Genomic DNA, 16,614 nt, shown 5'->3' on the forward strand with positions numbered 1-16,614 from the left:
GGCCACACTCAGGCCGGTTCACGCGGGCTCTCCGTAGTTCAATGGATAGAACGGCCGCCTCCTAAGCGGCAGATACAGGTTCGATTCCTGTCGGAGGGACCATCGCCCCGCGCCGGTCCCGTGGCCTTTCAGCCGCCTTGAGCGCTACCGCTTCAGGACGATGGTCACCAGCGCCGACGCGTCCACGACGCCGGTCACCGCGTGCACCACGCCCCCTTCGAGATAACACAGCTGCCCCGCGCGGAGCGCATGGCGCTGCTCCGTGCCGTCGCGCTCGACCATGAGTTCGAGTTCACCCTCCAGGCACTGCAGCGTGATCTCGCCGTCGACCTTGTGCGGCGGCAGCGACTTGCCCTTGGGCAGGACGATGCGCATCACTTCCAGACCCTCCGACTTGAACAGCGCCGAGGACGGCGTCGTGGTCAACGCGGCGCCCAGCGGCGCGACGTCGATGGACTGGGCGGGGGCGGCATGCGGCAGGGCCATGGAACTCCTCCTGATGGGCGGGCGACTGCGGCGCAACGAGGGTCGCGACGCGGCTGGCGTTGCATCGATCATGGCACCGACCGTGCCCGCTCGCATCCACCCACCGGCAACACCCTGCCGGAAGTCATTCCCGCGGCCACACGCCGTGGCCATGGGGCGTCCGACAGGTGATCCGAAGCTGGCGGCACGCGTAAATGCAGGGTAAAACGGCTTTTCATGCCGGGCCGGGTTTTTGCCGCACACATATACTGGGAACGCCATTGTTCCGTCCAGCACAAGGGGGACGGAACATCCGGCGCCAAGCAGCCAGGCTGTACTGATTCAAGGTTTTTCATCATGGGCGCCAAACTGAAAGTCGCGGGCTGGGTCGCATTGGGTGCGATGGCCGGCGTCATGACGACGATGCAGCTGCAGGCCAATGCCCGCAGCACCACCAGCCCCCTTCCGCTCGAGGAACTGCAGCAGCTCGCCGCCGTCTTCGGGATCGTGAAGTCCGACTACGTCGAATCCGTCGACGAGAAGAAGCTGATCAACGATGCCATCTCCGGCATGGTCAGCGGCCTGGACCCCCACTCCCAGTTCTTCGACAAGAAGAGCTTCAAGGAATTCCGCGAGAGCACCTCCGGCAAGTTCGTCGGCGTGGGCATCGAGATCGGCATGGAAGACGGCCTGGTCAAGATCGTCTCCCCGATCGAAGGCAGCCCTGCCTTCCGCGCCGGCCTCAAAAGCGGCGACCTGATCAGCAAGATCGACGACACGGCCGTCCGCGGCCTGACGCTCGACCAGGCGGTCAAGAAGATGCGCGGCGAACCGGCCACCAAGGTCACGCTGTCGATCTACCGCAAGTCGGAAAGCCGCACCTTCCCCGTCACCATCGCCCGCGAGGAAATCCGCGTGCAGAGCGTGCGCGCCAAGCTGGTCGAACCAGGCTACGCCTGGATCCGCGTGAGCCAGTTCCAGGATCGCACCGTCGAGGACTTCAGCCAGAAGCTGGCAGAACTCTACAAGCAGGACCCCAAGATCAAGGGCGTCGTGCTGGACCTGCGCAACGACCCGGGCGGCCTGCTCGAAGGCGCAGTGGCCATCTCCGCGGCCTTCCTGCCCAAGGGCGTCGAGGTGGTGTCCACCAACGGCCAGCTCGCCGAATCGAAGGCCAGCTACCGCGCCGATCCGGACTTCTATGCCCGCCGCGGCTCCGGCGATCCGCTGCGCCGCCTGCCGGACGCGATCAAGAACGTGCCCATGGTGGTGCTGGTGAATGAAGGCTCCGCCTCGGCCAGCGAGATCGTCGCCGGCGCGCTGCAGGATCACAAGCGCGCAACCGTGATGGGTCTGCAGACCTTCGGCAAGGGCTCGGTGCAGACCGTGCGTCAGCTGGGCCCGGACACGGCGGTCAAGCTGACCACCGCGCGCTACTACACGCCGAGCGGCCGCTCCATCCAGGCCAAGGGCATCGTGCCGGACATCCCGCTGGACGAAACCGCCGAAGGCAACGTGTTCGCCGAGCTGCGCATGCGCGAAGCCGATCTGGAGAAGCATCTCCACGGCTCGGACGAGAAGACGGAAGAGACGCGCTCGAAGGAACTGGAGAAGATCCGCGAGGAACGCCGCCAGAAGCTGGAAGCCGACTACGCCAAGCGCGCCGAAGCACCGAAGCCGCTGCCCGAGTTCGGCAGCGCCGAAGACTTCCCGCTGCGCCAGGCGCTGAACCAGCTGCAAGGCAAGCCGGTCGCGGTCTCGAAGGTCGCTCAGGAACGCAAGGCGGAAGCGAAGACCGAATAAGTCTTCCCTGACCCCAAAGACAAACGCCCGATGCATGCATCGGGCGTTTTGCTTGGTGGGCGCTGAGGTGCAGGGTGGGAGACCGCCCAACTCCGCTTGGCCTGGCGCGGGCTCTCCACGCAGCAGGGGGCATCCCTCCGGGAACCCCCAGCAGCATTCCGGCCCCACTGAGATCAGCAGACTTCAACGGCTTGGGGTCGAGGACTTCAACGGCTTGGGGTGGAGGACTGCGGAGGGCTTCTGAGGGCCTCCATGAGAAACGCCCGATCGTGATCGGGCGTTTGCTGGGAAGCGCTTCGTGCTCAACCGGTCGTGCCGTTGCTTTCTTCGGCTTCGGCGTCCGGCGCCTTCGAATATCTCGCGAAGGCATTGGCGGCCCACAGGCCGACCTCGTAGAGGATGCACATCGGGATCGCCAGCGCGAGCTGCGAGACAATGTCCGGAGGCGTGATCACCGCCGCGATGACGAAGGCCAGCACGATGAAGTAGCCTCGGAACTGCTTGAGCTGCGCCACCGTGACGATCCCCATGCGCGCCAGCACGACCACGACCACCGGCACCTCGAAGGCCGCGCCGAAGGCGATGAACATGTTCATCACGAAGCCGAGGTAGGCCTCGATGTCCGGCGCCGCCGTGATGCTCTTCGGCGCGAAGCTCTGGATGAAGGTGAAGACCTTGCCGAACACGAAGAAGTAGCAGAACGCCACCCCCGCGAAGAACAGCAATGTGCTCGACACCACCAGCGGCATCACCAGCCGCTTCTCGTGCGAGTACAGGCCCGGCGCCACGAAGGCCCAGACCTGGTACAGCACCACCGGCAACGCCACGAGGAAGGCCGCCAGCAACGTGATCTTCAGCGGCACGAGGAAGGGCGACAGCACATTGGTCGCGATCATCGAACTGCCCTGCGGCAGGTGCGAGACCAGCGGCACCGCCAGCAGGTCGAAGAGCCCGCCCGGACCCGGCCAGGCGCACAGCACCCCGAAGGCGATCCCAACGGCGAGCAACGCCCGGATCAACCGGTCGCGCAGCTCCATGAGGTGGGAAACAAAAGGCTGTTCAGTGCCGGCCAGTTCGTCTTCTTGGGGGCTGCTCATGGGGCTCGGCGGGAAGGACGGAAGCGCGCCACGCGGGCCGCGCCGGATTGGGCGTGGCGACGCACGCCCTGCTGCTGCTTGAACCAGACCGGCGTGGCGCCGCGCTTGAGGCGCCAGTTCTTCTTGGGACGTTCGTAGACGGGGACCGGGCTGCCGTAGCCGCCGATGCTGCCGTCCGGGTTCGTCCCGTCCACGGACAGGTCGGACCAGGTGGACTGCAGCGACTGGCTGGCCGCGTCCATCTGTTCCTGCACGCTGGACTGCACGTCGTTGACCGCGGTCTGGAACTGGCCCTTCATCTTCTGGAGTTCCTCCAGTTCGATGGACCGGTTCACTTCCGCCTTCACGTCGGACACGTAACGCTGCGCCTTGCCCAGCAGCGTGCCCACCGTTCGCGCGACGCGCGGCAGGCGCTCAGGGCCGAGCACGACCAGCGCCACGGCGCCGATCAGCACCAGCTTGTCAAAGCCGAAATCGACCATGCGGGCCGCGCTCAGTTGCGCGTCTTGGCGTCGACGTCGACGGTGTTCGGATCAGCCGCCTTGTTGGCGTTGGCCACCTGCTGCGGTGGCGTTTCAGACGTGGTGCCGTCCTTCATGCCGTCCTTGAACCCCTTCACGGCAGCCCCCAGGTCGCCGCCCACGTTGCGCAGCTTCTTGGTGCCGAAGACGGCGATGACGACGACCAGCACGATCAGCCAGTGCCAAATGCTCAAACCACCCATGACAATCTCCAGAGTCGGAAGCCGAAATTCTACGGTGCGCGCATGACAGGCATGTCGACAAACAACGCCCGCCCCTCCCCGCTTCAGCGGCTTATGGTCCCGTCAGCCACCGCTGGACGAACGTCCAGGATCGGAAAACCGATCGATCCGGTGGGTGCGGCCTGCACAGGCGCATCAGATAAGGCTTACAGATGAGGCCGGCGCTCAGCCTTTCAACCACGGACGCGGGCCGCCGACGGCATGCATGTGGAGGTGGAACACCTCCTGACCGCCATCCGAACCCGTGTTGATGACGGTACGGAAACCGTTGGTCACGCCCAGCTCCTTCATCAGCTGGGGCACCAGCACCGACATCTTGCCCAGCAGCGGCGCGTGTTCCGGCTGCAGGTCGGCCATGCTGGCGATGTGCTGCTTGGGAATCAGCAGGAAATGCACCGGCGCCCACGGATGGATGTCGTGAAAGCCGACCACGTCGTCGTCCTCGTAGACCTTCTTCGCGGGAATCTGGCCCTCGACGATCTTGCAGAAGAGGCAGTTGGGGTCGTGGTTCATGGTCGGACGCGGCGGGGCGCGGTCGAAAAGGAATCGAAAGGGGTCGACAAGGTCGAAGCCGGAGATCAGGCGTCAGCGCGGCATGGGCCGGCGGTCGTTCATGGCCAGCCAGCCGCGCACGATGCGGTAGAGGAACCAGATCGAGATCAGGCACCAGGCGATCCAGCCGGGAATGACGAACAGGAACCACAGCGGGATGGTGACGACGTACAGGATGCCGCACCACAGCACGCTGCGCAGCCGCCAGGAGAAGTGCGTGGCCTGCCAGGTACCGACGGCCTCGTCGCGCTTCACCAGGTCGACGATGACCGCGACGATCAGCAGCACGATGCTGGCCTGCACGCCGGGCAGCAAGGCGCCGATCGCGACGACCGCGTGCAGCGCGTAGCTGATGACGCCGATGGTGCGCAGACTGGCTTCGCGCTCGGGATCGAGCACCACGTCGGGCGGCGGCGGGTCGAACGTTTGGGTCATGCGTGCTCCTTCATGCGGTCTCCTTCATGAGGTGTCCCTCAAGCGCCCTTCGGCTGCTGGCTTCGGCTGGCGAATTCCTCAAGGCCGGACAGACCCTCGCGACGGGCCAGTTCGGCCAGCACCTGTTCCGGCCGCAGGTCGAAGGCCGCCAGCGCGACGATCGAATGGAACCACAGGTCGGCGACCTCGTAGACCAGCTTGTCCGGCGCGCCGTCCTTGGCCGCGATCACGACCTCGGTCGCTTCCTCGCCGACCTTCTTCAGGATCTGGTCCAGGCCCTTGGCGAACAGTTTGGCGACATAACTCTTGTCGGGATCGCCTTCGGCACGGCGATGGGCGACGACGTCGCCCAGATGCGCCAGCACGTCCGTGCCGTTCAGCAGGGCCGTCGCCGGAGCGGTCAACGGTGCCGTCACCGCGGGGGACGGGCTGTCGGGCGGGAAGACGGCGTCCGGCGGATCGGACGGATCCAACCGGCCTGAGGGTTCGGAGGTGGCCATGTCGCTCAAGCCTTGTAGATGCTGGCCGGGTCCTTGAGGACCGGGTCGACCGCCGTCCACTGGCCGTTCTCCAGTTTCTGGAAGAAGCAGCTGTGACGGCCGGTGTGGCAGGCGATGCCGGGCTCGTGGCCGTGCTGCGTGACGCTGAGCAGCACCACGTCGTTGTCGCAATCCAGCCGGATGCCGTGGACCTGCTGCACATGGCCGGACTCCTCGCCCTTGTGCCACAGCCGCTGTCGCGAACGGCTCCAGTAGACCGCCTCGCCGACCTCGGCAGTGCGGGCCAGTGCCTCGCGATTCATCCAAGCGAACATCAGGATGTCGTTCGAGCCCTGTTCCTGGGCGATGACGGGCACCAGCCCGTCGCGGTCCCACTTGATCTGATCCAGCCAGTCCATCGCGGCAGTGTAGTCCGCGCTCGCCGCGGCGGCGCCGGTCACCCCATCGCTCTCGCCATCGATCTTGCCGTCAGACGACATGGGTCGCCCCGACGTGGAAACGCTCGGCGGCGAACCACTGCAACACCGGGATCGTGCCCGGCAGCACCGGCTGGACCTGCACCGGCAGGTGCTGCCAGCTCATGGTCTGGCCTTCGCGCATCTCGAACTCGCCCTGCCACTCGTAGACCTTGCAGAAGTGCAGCCGCACCTTCGCGTGCGGATACTCCATCAATTCGATCTTCCACGGCTGCGCCGCGCCGATGGTGATGCCGAGTTCCTCGTGCAGCTCGCGACGCAGGGCCTGCTCCACCGTCTCGCCGGCCTCGAGCTTGCCGCCTGGGAATTCCCAGTAGCCGGCGTAGACCTTGCCCTCGGGACGCGAGGTCAGCAGGAACTCGGTCTCGCGGCCGTTGGGCTCGCGACGCACCAGCACGCCGACCGCCACGTCGACCGGCACGCGGTCGCTCGCGGCGGAGGGGCTGTGCGGATTCGCGGATTCGTTCGTCTCACTCATGGACCTGCCCCTGCCCCGCCAGATCGCGGGCGAACTGGTAGGCGACGCGCCCCGAGCGCGATCCGCGCTCCAACGCCCAGACCAGCGCCGGCTGGCGCGCGGCCTCGATGCGGGCCGCGTCCAGGCCGAAATGGGTCAGCCACTGCGCGACGATTGCCAGGTATTCCTGCTGGCTGAAGCTGTAGAAGCTGATCCACATCCCGAAGCGCTCGGACAGGGAGATCTTCTCCTCCACCGCCTCGCCCGGATGCACTTCGACGTTGCCGTCGCGCTCCGAGTAGGTGGTCGCCAGGTTGTCCTTCATCTGCTCGGGCAGCAGGTGGCGGCGGTTGCTGGTCGCGTAGATCAGCAGGTTGTCCGTGGCCGCGGCGACCGAGCCGTCGAGCATGGACTTCAGCGCCTTGTAGCCGGCCTCGCCTTCATCGAAGCTGAGGTCATCGCAGAAGATCACGAAGCGTTCGGGCCGGTCGGCGACCAGATCGGCGAGGTCCGGCAGGTCGACGAGGTCGCCCTTGTCGACCTCGATCAGGCGCAGGCCCTGGCCGGCGAATTCGTTGAGGCAAGCCTTGATCAGCGAACTCTTGCCGGTGCCGCGCGCGCCGGTCAGCAGCACGTTGTTGGCGGGCTGGCCCTGCACGAACTGACGCGTGTTGCGCAGCAGCCGCTCCTTCTGCGGCTCGACCTCCCTGAGGTCGGCGAGCCGGATCGCGGACAGGTGCCTCACCGGTTCCAGCCGGGCACTCGCGCCGCGCTTGCGGTAGCGGAAGGCCACGGCCGCGTCCCAGTCGGGCGGCGTCAGGGGCTGGGGCAGCACGGCCTCCAGGCGGTTCAACAGCGCGTCGGCGCGCCGCAGCAGGGCATCAAGGGCGTCGGACATGACGCCGAGTGTAGGTCGCGTCCCGAAGGGTTCCGGGCGGTTGGCATCGCGAAAGCTCAGGCGAGCATTCGCATCGCGGCATCCAGCTGTTCGGTCGGCAGTCGCTTGAAGCCGGAGCGCGCGTAACGCTGCAGGCGGCCGATGATGAAGCTCACCAGCACCGAGGCCTGCGCCTGCGCTTCGACGGTCGGCGTGGTCGAGCCCGAGGCCTCCGCGGCGGTCCTGAGCCCTTGCCGCAGCGCGGACTCGATCTTGTCGAAGAACTGGTTCATGCGCGCGACCAGGCGCTCGTTCTCGTAGACCAGCGCGTCGCCGACCATCACGCGGGTCATGCCCGGGTTGCGCTCGCCGAACTGCAGCAGCACCGCGACGATGCGCTGCGCCTGCGCCAGCCCGTCCGTCTCCCGCTCGGCGATCTGGTTGAGCAGCGAGAAGATGCTGGTCTCGATGAATTCGATGAGGCCCTCGAACATCTGGGCCTTGCTGGCGAAGTGGCGGTAGAGCGCCGCTTCGCTGACCTCCAGGCGCGCCGCGAGCGCCGCCGTGGTCACCCGCTCCGCGCCGGGCTGCTCCAGCATGCTGGCCAGCGTCTGGAGGATCTGCACCCGGCGCTCGCCCGGCTTGAGCCGCTTGCGGGGCAGCTCCGCCGGCTTGGCGGCGGCGGAGTCCGGGGTGTCCGAGGAGCTGGGGTGCATGGAGGGGGCCGAAGTGTGCGGCGATTCTGGCACAGCCGGAACGCCGCCTTGACGCGCATGCCGGACGCCGTACGGCGCCCTTCCGCGCCCTTCGGAGGTCCCTACTCGGTCCCTCCGCGCTCAGTCCCGCAGCCAGCCCAGGCGGCGCGCCTCGTAGATCGCCTCGACCTTGGAGCGCACCTGCAGCTTGCGGTAGGTGCGCTTCACGTAGGTCATGATGGTGTGCGGCGACACGTTCATGAACTGCGCGATCTCATCGAAGGTGAAGCCCTTGGCAGCCAGGTGCAGCACGCGCGATTCCTGTTCCGACAGGGCGACGACCTGCTCGTCGACCAGCGGCATCGGGGCCGAGTCGCCGAAGCCGCGCGGATGCGCGCCCGCGCCCTGCGGCGCCAGGCGCAGCAGCAGCCGCCGCGCGATCACCGGCGAGATCGGGCTGCCGCCCGCGCGCAGCGAGCGCAGCTGACCCGGCAGGTCCAGCGCGAGCGAGTCCTTGAGCAGGTAGCCGGTCGCGCCGGCCTCGATGCTCGAGAGCACGTGCTGCTCGTCGCCGAAGACCGAGATGACCATCACCTCGCACTCCGGGGCGACGTGGGCGGCGTGGCGGATCAGCTCGATCCCGCTGCCGCCGGGCAGGTCGAGGTCGACCAGCAGCACGTCGGGACGCGTCTGGTCGAACATCTTCCGGCCCTGCTGGAGATCGGTGGCCATGCCGACCAGACGGATGTCGGGTGCTTTCTCAAGGGCATGGGCGAACGCTTCGCGGAAACGAAGCTGATCCTCGACGATCAAGACGCTGAAAAGTGACATGCAATCCCTCACGGCCTGAGCAGCCGTTTCGTGGCGCATTCTGGGATGTCGCGTGTTTCAGCGGCAATCCCCAGCTTGCAGTGGTGTGACCTTCGACCAAGCCGGGCGGCCAGCGGGTCAGCGAAGGGCAAGCATCGATCCTGCATGACCTCCGGAAACGACAGAGCCCCCTCGTTCGGAGGGGGCTCGGTGGGTGGAACCACCCATCAGGGGGATCCGGCGCATCGTCTCCCGATGCGGAACAGGGTCAGGCCGTTCAGTGGGAACGGATCATCGTGCCGAAGGCCTTCTCGGACAGGATCTCCAGCAGCATCGCGTGCGGCACGCGGCCGTCGATGATGTGCACCGCGTTGACGCCGCTCTTGGCCGCGTCGATCGCACCGGCGATCTTGGGGATCATGCCGCCGCTGATGGTGCCGTCGGCGACCAGCTCGTCGATGCGGCGCGGGGTCAGTTCGACCAGCAGCTCGCCCTGCTTGTCCAGCACGCCGCGAATGTTGGTCAGCATCAGCAGCTTCTCGGCCTGCAGCACGGTGGCCAGCTTGGCGGCCACGACGTCTGCGTTGATGTTGTAGCTCTCGTTGCTCTCGCCAAAGCCGATCGGGCTGATGACGGGAATGAACTGGTCGTCCTGCAGCGCCTTCACGACGCTGGGGTCGATGCTGACGATGTCGCCGACCTGGCCGATGTCGTGCTCCTTGGCCGGATCGTCCTTGTCCAGGATCTTGAGCTGCTTGGCGCGGATCATGCCGCCGTCACGCCCCGTCAGGCCCACCGCCTTGCCGCCGGCGGCGTTGATCAGCCCGACGATGTCCTGCTGCACCTCGCCGGCCAGCACCCACTCGACGACGCTCATCGTCTCCGCGTCGGTGACGCGCATGCCCTGGATGAAGTGGCCCTTCTTGCCGAGCTTGTTGAGCGCGTCCTCGATCTGCGGGCCGCCGCCATGCACGACCACGGGGTTCAGGCCGACCAGCTTCAACAGCACCACGTCCTCGGCGAAGTCCTGCTGCAGCGCGGGATCGGTCATCGCGTTGCCGCCGTACTTGATGACGATGGTCTTGCCGTGGTACTTGCGGATGTAGGGCAGCGCCTGGGAGAGCAGCTCCGCCTTGTCGCGCGGCGGGATGTGGCTCAGGTCGGCGTCGTGGACGGGCGGGGTATTGCTCATGGTGCTGTCCGGAGGGGGCTGAAGGTGGAACGAGGGTGGAACGGAGGAAGGAGAAGGGACGAGGAATCGATCGGGCGCCATTCTAGGACCGGCAAAATCGGCGTCATGCAAGTGCAGCAATACCTGAAGCTCTCGGCGGTCGTGGCCGTGCTGACCATCGCCCTGAAGACGGCCGCCTGGTGGTGGACCGGCTCGGTGAGCCTGGCCTCGGATGCGCTCGAATCGGGGGTGAACCTCGCGGGGGCGCTCTTCGGGCTGGCGATGGTGACGGTCGCACGGCGGCCGCCCGACGAGGACCATCCGTTCGGCCACCACAAGGCGGAGTACTTCTCCAGCGCCTTCGAGGGCGCGCTGATCCTGATCGCGGCGCTGGGCATCGGTTGGGCGGCGGTCGAGCGGCTGCGCGCGCCGCAGCCGCTGGAACAGCTCGGCCTGGGCATGGCGCTGTCGCTGCTCAGCACGGTGATCAACGGTGCGCTGGCGTGGAAGATGCTGCAGGCCTCGCGCGAGCACCGCTCGATCGCGCTGGAGGCGGACGCGCGCCACCTCTTCACCGACGTCTGGACGTCGGTCGGCGTCGTCGCCGGCCTGATCGGCGTGATGCTGACGGGCTGGACCTGGCTGGATCCGCTGCTGGCGATCCTGGTCGCGCTGAACATCCTGCGCGAGGCGGTGCACCTCATGTGGAAGTCCACCGGCGGGCTGATGGACATGGCGCTGGACCCCGAGGATCAGCGGGCGATCGCCGAGGTGCTGGCGCGCTTCGAGTCGCCGGACCTGCGCTTCGATCACGTCGCCACGCGCGTGGCGGGACAGCAGCGGCATGTCGACTTCCACCTGCATGTGCCGGCGCGCTGGACGCTCGGCGAGGCGGCGGCGCTGCGGGGTCAGGTCGAGCAGGCGCTGATGCGCGCCCTGCCCGGCCTGCGCGCGAGCATCCAGCTGCTGCCGGTGAACGTCGAGACGCGCTTCGCCGAGATGGCGGAACGCGAGAGCCCCTCATCGACGCTTGCATCAACGGGCACATCGATGGCCGCGCCCGCGGACACACCCAACCAGGAAGGACAAGGATGATCGCGCTGTTGCAACGGGTGAAGACAGCCCGGGTCGACGTCGGCGACCGATGCACCGGTCGCATCGACCAGGGCCTGCTGCTGCTGATCTGCGCCGAGGCGCAGGACAGCGAAGCGGTGGCCGAGAAGCTGCTGCAGAAGATCCTGAAGCTGCGCATCTTCAGCGACGAGGCGGGCAAGATGAACCGCAGCGTGCAGGACGTCGGCGGCGGCCTGCTGATCGTTTCGCAGTTCACGCTGGCGGCGGACGTCTCCGGCGGGAACCGGCCAAGCTTCACCGGCGCGGCGCCGGCCGAACTCGGCCGCCGACTCTACGACCATGCGGTCGCATTCGCGCGATCGCAGCACCCGGTCGTCGAAACCGGCGAGTTCGGCGCGGACATGCAGGTCAGCCTGGTCAACGACGGACCGGTGACGATTCCGATGCGGATGTGAGCCGTGCGCCCCTGTGCGGCGCGGCGCCGGCTCGCCAAGTTGCGGCCATACTGCCATTGAACATGTGCGTTCCTGTCGGTCATATTGCGGAAGCACGCTCATTTGCAACAACGCCAGTCGGCGGTTCCGCAGGGCGCATCAGCGATGGCGGCCAGACAGGCCGCAAGACCTGACCACAACCTGGCGAGAATGCGACAGATCTTCGCCTTCGACGAGACAAGGACATCAACATGATCAGCTACGTCACCCTGGGCAGCAACGACCGCCGCGCGGCCAAGGAGTTCTACGACGCCGCGCTCGCGCCGCTGGGCCTGAAGCCGGGCTACTCGGACGACGAGATGGTGGGCTACGGGCCCGAGGGGGGCGAGACGCAGCTGTGGGTGGTCCAGCCCTTCAACGGTCTGGACGCCACGGTCGGCAACGGCTCGATGGTGGCGCTGGCCGCGTCGACCCGGGCGCAGGTCGACGCGGTGCATGCCGCGGCCATCGGCGGCGGCGGCAGGGACGAGGGCCGTCCCGGCCTGCGCGAGAACTACGGACCGAACTTCTACGCGGCCTACTTCCGCGACCTGGACGGCAACAAGGTGGGCGTGCTGTGCCGCTCGCCGGCGTGAGCGCACTGATCGCGCTCCCCGACCTTCAAGGAGCGCGTCGTGTACGGCCACATTCCCCCCCCTGCATTTCCCTGACCACCTCCGCACCGCCAGCGGATTCCCCGACTGCCTGGAAAGTCGACGCACAGGCGCACGTTCCGCGGAGCTCAGCGCGCCGCTCGACGCGGCGATCGCCCAACTGAGGCGTTCAGCCGAAGCACCCGCGACGCGCTCAGCACTCCTGGACGACCTCCATCGGGGACTGGACCTGGCCGAGGCGGCACGCGAGGGGTGCGAGTTCGATCGGCAGTTCTATGTCACGCGGCGCCTGGACGCGATCCAGGGGGCCCTTCAGTGCGGGACGCGGCGCGATCGCCTCAACGACGCGCAACTGCGGGATTTTCGCGACGAGGTGCTGTCGCTCGCGGCCAAGTCCGTGGAACGCGGCAAGCTCGGCCGCCTGGATGCCGGGGACATCGATGACGCCCCGCCCTTCAGACTCGACCAGCTCGCTCGGCCCGCCGACATGGAGGAGGCGTTTCACATGCTGTCCCAGTTGACGCGAACGCTGAACCTCGCACCGGCCACGCTTCCGATGGACGGTGCGTCGCTCAAGAGCCTCGGCAGCATGCTGGACGGCCTGAGCCCGTCGGACATCGAGGATCTGGACGCGCTGCCGCGCTATCGCCAACTGATAGACGCCTGCATCGCCCTCCAGCCTGCACAGGGCGGCCAGGCTCTGGAAATGAAAAAGCCCGCCTGAGGCGGGCTTCCGGCGGGAGCGGGTTCCCCCGCTCCTGTCGACTCGTCGAGGCGCGAGGCTCAATCGGCGTACTGACCCGCCGCCTTGATGATCGGCGTCCACTTGTTGATCTCGTCGGCGACGAACTTCTTGTGCTCGGCCGGGTTCACGCGGTTGTCGGTGACGATGACCGCGCCCAGCGCTTCCTCGCGCTTGTGGAACTCGGCATCCTTCAGCGCCGTCTTCAGCGCCGTGTTGATCTTCTCCAGCACCGCCTTGGGCGTGCCCTTGGGCGCGTACATGCCGTGCCAGATCGTCACGTTGAAGCCCTTCAGGCCAGACTCGTCCAGCGTCGGCAGCTTGGCCAGCGAGCCGCCCAGGCGCTTGGTCGTCGACACCGCGTAGGCCTTGACCTTGCCGCCGTCGATCTGCGTCGTGGTGTTGGTGGTCTGGTCGCACATCAGGTCGACCTGGCCGCCGATCAGGTCGGTCATCGCCGGACCCGTGCCCTTGTACGGCACGGTGGTCATGTCGACCTTCACCGTGCTCATGTACAGCAGGCCGCACAGGTGCGAGGCCGATCCCAGGCCTGCGTTGGCCAGGTTGATCTTGCCCTTGTTGGCGGCCATCCACTTCACCAGGTCGGCGTAGTTGGCGGCCGGCAGGTTGGGACGCGCGATCAGCGTCATCGGCACTTCATTGATCAGGCCCAGATACTCGAAGTCGTCCAGCGTCTTGTACTGCAGGTTGCGATACAGGGCCGGCGAGGTCGACAGGCCGATGTGATGCAGCAGCAGCGTGTAGCCGTCCGGCGCGGCCTTGGACACCTTGGTGGCGCCCAGCGTGCCGCCGGCGCCGCCGACGTTCTCGATCACGATCGTCGCATTCAGGGGCTTGCGCAGCGCCTCGGCCAGGTCGCGGGCGACCTTGTCCGTCGGGCCGCCGGCGGCGAACGGGACGACGATGGTCACCGGCTTGTCCGGGTAGTCGGCCCAGGCGGCGCCGACGCTCAGCGCTGCGACGGAGGCGAGCAAGATCTTCTTCATGGTGTCTCTTCCTCGATGGAGGTGTGGGTGATGGCGCGGATGCTAGGTCGCCGCCCCACATTGGAACTTACGGAAACTACGTAAGCCGGGATACCCCCAGGGATGGAACCGATGCCATCCCCGTCCTGCTGCGGGAATTCAGTCGAACTTCCGCAGGTCCTCGATGACTTTTCCGTCGTTGGGCAGCGCGCCCGGTTGGACGAACTGCACCTCGCCGCGCAGCTTGGTGACCTCGCGCAGGGCCAGGGCCAGGCCGTCGGCCAATCCCGCCGCGGCGCTGCCGTCGATCTCGACGCGCAGCGTCATCCGGTCCTGCGCCATCTCGCCCTCGACGACCAGCCGGCCGCGGAGCGCCTGCGGAAAGCGCCGCAGCACGTCGGCCACCTGCCCGGCGTGCACGAACATGCCGCGCACCTTGGCGCTCTGGTCGGCCCGTCCCATCCAGCCCTTGATGCGGACGTTGGTGCGCCCGGTCGGGCAGGTGCCGCAAAGCACCGCCGACAGGTCGCCGGTGCCGAAGCGGATCAGCGGGTAGTCGCGGTTGAGCGTCGTCACGACGACCTCGCCCACCTCGCCGTCGGGCACCGGGTCGCCGGTGCCGGGGCGCACGATCTCGAGGATCACGCCCTCGTCGACGACCAGTCCCTGGCGCGCCGCGGTTTCGTAGGCGATCAGGCCCAGGTCCGCCGTGGCGTAGCACTGGAAGCCGGAGACGCCGCGTTCATCGCACCAGTCCCGCAGCGCGGCCGGGAAGGCCTCGCCGCTGACCAGCGCCTTGCGCACGGACAGCGGCTGGCCCTGTTCCGCCGCCTTGTCCAGCAGGATCTTCAGGAAGCTCGGCGTGCCGACGTAAGCCTGCGGTCGCAGCTCGGCCATCGCCTGCAACTGCAGTTCGGTGTTGCCGACGCCGCCCGCGAAGACCGTGCAGCCGAGCGCCTCCGCGCCGCCCTCCATCATGGCGCCGGCCGGCGTCAGGTGGTAGCTGAACGAGTTGTGCACCAGATCGCCCGCGCGCAGGCCCGCCGCGTGCAGCGCGCGGCCGACGCGCCAATAGTCGCGCCCGTGCCCTTCGGGCTCGTAGATCGAGCCCGGCGACTGGAACACGCGCCGCGCGCCGCCGTCACGTTTCAATCCGCGCCAGCCGATCGTCGAAAAGCCGCCGAAGGGCTCGAACGGCACGCGCCCCGCGTCCGCGCGCACGGCCTGCTGACGCGCCAGCAGGTCGGACTTGCGCGTCACCGGCAACCGCGCCAGCGCATCGCGGGTGCGGACCAGGTCCGGCTCCACCTCGGCGAGCAGATCGCCGAAGGCCTCCGTGTTCTGACGCGCGTTGGCCACCTGGTGCGGCAGCGCCGACATCAGCGCGGCCTCGCGCACGGCGGGGTCGCGGGTCTCCAGCACGTCGTAGAAATCGCGATCGGCGGCGCCCATCACTCTTCCGCCCACTGCGCCAACCGACGCTTCAGGTCGTCCTGCAGCTTGCGCACGTCGGCCGCGTTGCGGCAGACGCGCGTCTCCCAGGCGGGGCTGCGCGCCGGCTTCTTCGCCAGCTTCGCGGTGATCTGGCCCTCACCGGCCGCGAGCTGGAGGACCTCCTGGTGCTCGAAGCTCCAGCCGGTGCCGCGCTCCGTCAGCGCACGCAGGTCGCGCAGGGCGCGCTTCAACTGCACGAGCGCCTCCTCGGCCTTGAACGGCGGCGGCGCGAAGAAGTCGTTGTCCATGACTGCTCTCCCTTCAATGCTTCAATTCAAGCCAGCCAACGCTTGCGCCGCTTGTAGCTCTTCACGTCGCGGAAGCTCTTGCGGTCGGTGCCGCCCATGCCGAGGTAGAACTCGCGCACGTCCTCGTTGTCGCGCAGCGCCTGGGCCTGGCCGTCCATGACGACGCGTCCGTTCTCGAGGATGTAGCCGTAGTCGGCGTAGCGCAGGGCCATGTTGGTGTTCTGCTCGGCCAGCAGGAAGGTCGTGCGCTCCTTGCGGTTGAGGTCGCGCACGATCTCGAAGACCTCCTCGACGATCTGCGGCGCCAGCCCCATCGAGGGCTCGTCCAGCAGCACCATCTTCGGATTCGCCATCAGGGCCCGCCCGATCGCGCACATCTGCTGCTCGCCGCCCGAGGTGTAGGCCGCCTGCGAGGTCCGCCGCGTCTTCAGGCGCGGGAAGTAGGCGTAGACCTTCTCCAGCGTCTGCGCCACCGCCGCCTTGCCGTCCGTGCGGGTGTAGGCGCCGGTGAGCAGGTTCTCCTCGATGGTCAGATGCGCGAAGCAGTGCCGCCCCTCCATCACCTGCACCACGCCGCGATGCACCAGGTCGGCCGGCGTGAGCCGCTCGATGCGCTCGCCGCGCAGCTCGATCGAGCCCTTGGTGACCTCGCCGCGTTCGCCCGCGAGCAGGTTGGAGACCGCGCGCAGCGTCGTGGTCTTGCCGGCGCCGTTGCCGCCGAGCAAGGCCACCACCGCCCCTTCGGGCACGCGCAGCGAGACGCCCTTGAGCACCAGGATCACGTGGTGGTAGATGACCTCGATGCCGTTGACGTCGAGCAGCGCGGGCACCGCCGCTGCGGCGGCGCCGGCCGAGGGAATGGAAGTGGCTTGCATGGCGGTC

The 16,614-nt window shown here is 67.6% G+C and carries 23 protein-coding genes and 1 tRNA gene; 6 read left to right on the plus strand and 18 right to left on the minus strand.

What is annotated here, in order from left to right; translation table 11 throughout:
* The first annotated feature begins 27 nt into the window (after positions 1-27).
* Positions 28-102 (plus strand) — tRNA-Arg (locus PV762_RS08425).
* A 42-nt stretch (positions 103-144) separates the two neighbouring features.
* Here PV762_RS08425 and PV762_RS08430 read toward each other — a convergent pair.
* Entirely contained in the window at positions 145-486 is a 342-nt protein-coding gene (locus PV762_RS08430) for a cupin domain-containing protein (protein ID WP_421034584.1), read from the minus strand.
* A gap of 336 nt (positions 487-822) precedes the next feature.
* Between PV762_RS08430 and PV762_RS08435 the strand changes: the two genes are divergently transcribed.
* On the plus strand, positions 823-2,268 hold the full coding sequence (locus tag PV762_RS08435; protein ID WP_421034585.1) for a S41 family peptidase: 1,446 nt from the start codon (positions 823-825) through the stop codon (positions 2,266-2,268).
* Between the two features lie 302 nt (positions 2,269-2,570).
* Here PV762_RS08435 and tatC read toward each other — a convergent pair whose 3' ends face one another.
* From tatC to argB, 12 genes are all read right to left on the minus strand, one after another.
* The gene (tatC, locus tag PV762_RS08440) at positions 2,571-3,365 is read right to left on the minus strand and encodes a twin-arginine translocase subunit TatC (protein WP_421034586.1); all 795 of its coding nucleotides are present in this window, start codon (positions 3,363-3,365) and stop codon (positions 2,571-2,573) included.
* Positions 3,362-3,847: a Sec-independent protein translocase protein TatB gene (gene tatB / locus PV762_RS08445; RefSeq protein ID WP_421034587.1), complete on the minus strand. Its 486-nt coding sequence runs from the start codon at positions 3,845-3,847 to the stop codon at positions 3,362-3,364. The genes tatC and tatB overlap by 4 nt, the downstream gene beginning before the upstream one ends.
* Positions 3,848-3,858: 11 nt before the next feature.
* On the minus strand, positions 3,859-4,089 hold the full coding sequence (tatA, locus tag PV762_RS08450) for a Sec-independent protein translocase subunit TatA (protein ID WP_421034588.1): 231 nt from the start codon (positions 4,087-4,089) through the stop codon (positions 3,859-3,861).
* A gap of 204 nt (positions 4,090-4,293) precedes the next feature.
* On the minus strand, positions 4,294-4,641 hold the full coding sequence (locus PV762_RS08455) for a histidine triad nucleotide-binding protein (protein WP_421034589.1): 348 nt from the start codon (positions 4,639-4,641) through the stop codon (positions 4,294-4,296).
* Positions 4,642-4,713: 72 nt separating this feature from the next.
* Positions 4,714-5,115: a DUF4870 family protein gene (locus tag PV762_RS08460; RefSeq protein ID WP_421034590.1), complete on the minus strand. Its 402-nt coding sequence runs from the start codon at positions 5,113-5,115 to the stop codon at positions 4,714-4,716.
* A 38-nt stretch (positions 5,116-5,153) separates the two neighbouring features.
* The gene (locus PV762_RS08465) at positions 5,154-5,498 is read right to left on the minus strand and encodes a phosphoribosyl-ATP diphosphatase (protein WP_421034829.1); all 345 of its coding nucleotides are present in this window, start codon (positions 5,496-5,498) and stop codon (positions 5,154-5,156) included.
* Positions 5,499-5,620: 122 nt separating this feature from the next.
* Positions 5,621-6,013: a phosphoribosyl-AMP cyclohydrolase gene (gene hisI, locus PV762_RS08470; RefSeq protein ID WP_421034830.1), complete on the minus strand. Its 393-nt coding sequence runs from the start codon at positions 6,011-6,013 to the stop codon at positions 5,621-5,623.
* 70 nt (positions 6,014-6,083) lie between these two features.
* Positions 6,084-6,569 (minus strand): NUDIX domain-containing protein, encoded by a 486-nt coding sequence (locus PV762_RS08475; RefSeq protein ID WP_421034591.1) that lies wholly within the window; start codon positions 6,567-6,569, stop codon positions 6,084-6,086.
* Positions 6,562-7,446: an ATP-binding protein gene (locus PV762_RS08480; protein WP_421034592.1), complete on the minus strand. Its 885-nt coding sequence runs from the start codon at positions 7,444-7,446 to the stop codon at positions 6,562-6,564. Before PV762_RS08480 ends, PV762_RS08475 begins: the two co-directional genes overlap by 8 nt.
* A gap of 56 nt (positions 7,447-7,502) precedes the next feature.
* Positions 7,503-8,141 (minus strand): nucleoid occlusion factor SlmA, encoded by a 639-nt coding sequence (gene slmA / locus PV762_RS08485; protein ID WP_421034593.1) that lies wholly within the window; start codon positions 8,139-8,141, stop codon positions 7,503-7,505.
* 120 nt (positions 8,142-8,261) lie between these two features.
* Positions 8,262-8,951 carry a response regulator gene (locus PV762_RS08490; protein WP_067276757.1) on the minus strand — a complete coding sequence of 230 codons (690 nt, stop codon included), beginning with the start codon at positions 8,949-8,951 and terminating at the stop codon, positions 8,262-8,264.
* 256 nt (positions 8,952-9,207) lie between these two features.
* On the minus strand, positions 9,208-10,239 hold the full coding sequence (argB, locus tag PV762_RS08495) for an acetylglutamate kinase (RefSeq protein WP_421034831.1): 1,032 nt from the start codon (positions 10,237-10,239) through the stop codon (positions 9,208-9,210).
* On the opposite strand from argB, the gene PV762_RS08500 reads away from it, so the two are divergent.
* The 3 genes from PV762_RS08500 (at position 10,228) to PV762_RS08510 (ending at position 12,244) form a co-directional block, all read left to right on the plus strand.
* Positions 10,228-11,196 carry a cation diffusion facilitator family transporter gene (locus PV762_RS08500; protein WP_421034594.1) on the plus strand — a complete coding sequence of 323 codons (969 nt, stop codon included), beginning with the start codon at positions 10,228-10,230 and terminating at the stop codon, positions 11,194-11,196. The genes argB and PV762_RS08500 overlap by 12 nt on opposite strands.
* On the plus strand, positions 11,193-11,630 hold the full coding sequence (gene dtd, locus PV762_RS08505) for a D-aminoacyl-tRNA deacylase (protein ID WP_421034595.1): 438 nt from the start codon (positions 11,193-11,195) through the stop codon (positions 11,628-11,630). The genes PV762_RS08500 and dtd overlap by 4 nt, the downstream gene beginning before the upstream one ends.
* Positions 11,631-11,860: 230 nt before the next feature.
* Positions 11,861-12,244, plus strand: a complete 384-nt coding sequence (locus tag PV762_RS08510; RefSeq protein ID WP_421034596.1) for a VOC family protein — start codon at positions 11,861-11,863, stop codon at positions 12,242-12,244.
* Between the two features lie 211 nt (positions 12,245-12,455).
* Here PV762_RS08510 and PV762_RS08515 read toward each other — a convergent pair whose 3' ends face one another.
* Positions 12,456-12,767, minus strand: a complete 312-nt coding sequence (locus tag PV762_RS08515; RefSeq protein ID WP_421034597.1) for a hypothetical protein — start codon at positions 12,765-12,767, stop codon at positions 12,456-12,458.
* On the opposite strand from PV762_RS08515, the gene PV762_RS08520 reads away from it, so the two are divergent.
* Positions 12,768-12,986, plus strand: coding sequence for a hypothetical protein (locus PV762_RS08520; RefSeq protein ID WP_421034598.1), 219 nt, complete (start codon positions 12,768-12,770; stop codon positions 12,984-12,986).
* Between the two features lie 59 nt (positions 12,987-13,045).
* On the opposite strand, the gene PV762_RS08525 is transcribed toward PV762_RS08520, so the two are convergent.
* From PV762_RS08525 to PV762_RS08540, 4 genes are all read right to left on the minus strand, one after another.
* Positions 13,046-14,011, minus strand: coding sequence for a tripartite tricarboxylate transporter substrate-binding protein (locus PV762_RS08525; protein WP_421034599.1), 966 nt, complete (start codon positions 14,009-14,011; stop codon positions 13,046-13,048).
* Between the two features lie 138 nt (positions 14,012-14,149).
* Positions 14,150-15,442, minus strand: coding sequence for a phenylacetate--CoA ligase family protein (locus PV762_RS08530; protein ID WP_421034600.1), 1,293 nt, complete (start codon positions 15,440-15,442; stop codon positions 14,150-14,152).
* A complete protein-coding gene (locus PV762_RS08535; protein ID WP_421034601.1) occupies positions 15,442-15,732 on the minus strand; it encodes a hypothetical protein in 291 nt (96 codons plus the stop codon). The genes PV762_RS08530 and PV762_RS08535 overlap by 1 nt, the downstream gene beginning before the upstream one ends.
* Positions 15,733-15,758: 26 nt before the next feature.
* Entirely contained in the window at positions 15,759-16,607 is an 849-nt protein-coding gene (locus PV762_RS08540; protein ID WP_421034602.1) for an ABC transporter ATP-binding protein, read from the minus strand.
* Between the last annotated feature and the right edge of the window lie 7 nt (positions 16,608-16,614).

Source organism: Mitsuaria sp. CC2, assembly GCF_048957715.1.
Lineage (GTDB): Bacteria > Pseudomonadota > Gammaproteobacteria > Burkholderiales > Burkholderiaceae_C > Roseateles.

What these genes read in the sequence shown, in the direction of transcription:
- slmA (WP_421034593.1), bottom strand. Translation starts at nt 8,141, where the DNA reads ATGCACCCCAGCTCCTCGGACACCCCGGACTCCGCCGCCGCCAAGCCG.
- PV762_RS08490 (WP_067276757.1), bottom strand. Translation starts at nt 8,951, where the DNA reads ATGTCACTTTTCAGCGTCTTGATCGTCGAGGATCAGCTTCGTTTCCGC.
- PV762_RS08540 (WP_421034602.1), bottom strand. Translation starts at nt 16,607, where the DNA reads ATGCAAGCCACTTCCATTCCCTCGGCCGGCGCCGCCGCAGCGGCGGTG.
- PV762_RS08455 (WP_421034589.1), bottom strand. Translation starts at nt 4,641, where the DNA reads ATGAACCACGACCCCAACTGCCTCTTCTGCAAGATCGTCGAGGGCCAG.
- PV762_RS08480 (WP_421034592.1), bottom strand. Translation starts at nt 7,446, where the DNA reads ATGTCCGACGCCCTTGATGCCCTGCTGCGGCGCGCCGACGCGCTGTTG.
- tatA (WP_421034588.1), bottom strand. Translation starts at nt 4,089, where the DNA reads ATGGGTGGTTTGAGCATTTGGCACTGGCTGATCGTGCTGGTCGTCGTC.
- PV762_RS08430 (WP_421034584.1), bottom strand. Translation starts at nt 486, where the DNA reads ATGGCCCTGCCGCATGCCGCCCCCGCCCAGTCCATCGACGTCGCGCCG.
- PV762_RS08520 (WP_421034598.1), top strand. Translation starts at nt 12,768, where the DNA reads ATGCTGTCCCAGTTGACGCGAACGCTGAACCTCGCACCGGCCACGCTT.
- PV762_RS08500 (WP_421034594.1), top strand. Translation starts at nt 10,228, where the DNA reads ATGCAAGTGCAGCAATACCTGAAGCTCTCGGCGGTCGTGGCCGTGCTG.
- PV762_RS08510 (WP_421034596.1), top strand. Translation starts at nt 11,861, where the DNA reads ATGATCAGCTACGTCACCCTGGGCAGCAACGACCGCCGCGCGGCCAAG.
- dtd (WP_421034595.1), top strand. Translation starts at nt 11,193, where the DNA reads ATGATCGCGCTGTTGCAACGGGTGAAGACAGCCCGGGTCGACGTCGGC.
- PV762_RS08535 (WP_421034601.1), bottom strand. Translation starts at nt 15,732, where the DNA reads ATGGACAACGACTTCTTCGCGCCGCCGCCGTTCAAGGCCGAGGAGGCG.
- tatC (WP_421034586.1), bottom strand. Translation starts at nt 3,365, where the DNA reads ATGAGCAGCCCCCAAGAAGACGAACTGGCCGGCACTGAACAGCCTTTT.
- hisI (WP_421034830.1), bottom strand. Translation starts at nt 6,013, where the DNA reads ATGGACTGGCTGGATCAGATCAAGTGGGACCGCGACGGGCTGGTGCCC.
- PV762_RS08460 (WP_421034590.1), bottom strand. Translation starts at nt 5,115, where the DNA reads ATGACCCAAACGTTCGACCCGCCGCCGCCCGACGTGGTGCTCGATCCC.
- PV762_RS08475 (WP_421034591.1), bottom strand. Translation starts at nt 6,569, where the DNA reads ATGAGTGAGACGAACGAATCCGCGAATCCGCACAGCCCCTCCGCCGCG.
- tatB (WP_421034587.1), bottom strand. Translation starts at nt 3,847, where the DNA reads ATGGTCGATTTCGGCTTTGACAAGCTGGTGCTGATCGGCGCCGTGGCG.
- PV762_RS08435 (WP_421034585.1), top strand. Translation starts at nt 823, where the DNA reads ATGGGCGCCAAACTGAAAGTCGCGGGCTGGGTCGCATTGGGTGCGATG.
- PV762_RS08530 (WP_421034600.1), bottom strand. Translation starts at nt 15,442, where the DNA reads ATGGGCGCCGCCGATCGCGATTTCTACGACGTGCTGGAGACCCGCGAC.
- PV762_RS08525 (WP_421034599.1), bottom strand. Translation starts at nt 14,011, where the DNA reads ATGAAGAAGATCTTGCTCGCCTCCGTCGCAGCGCTGAGCGTCGGCGCC.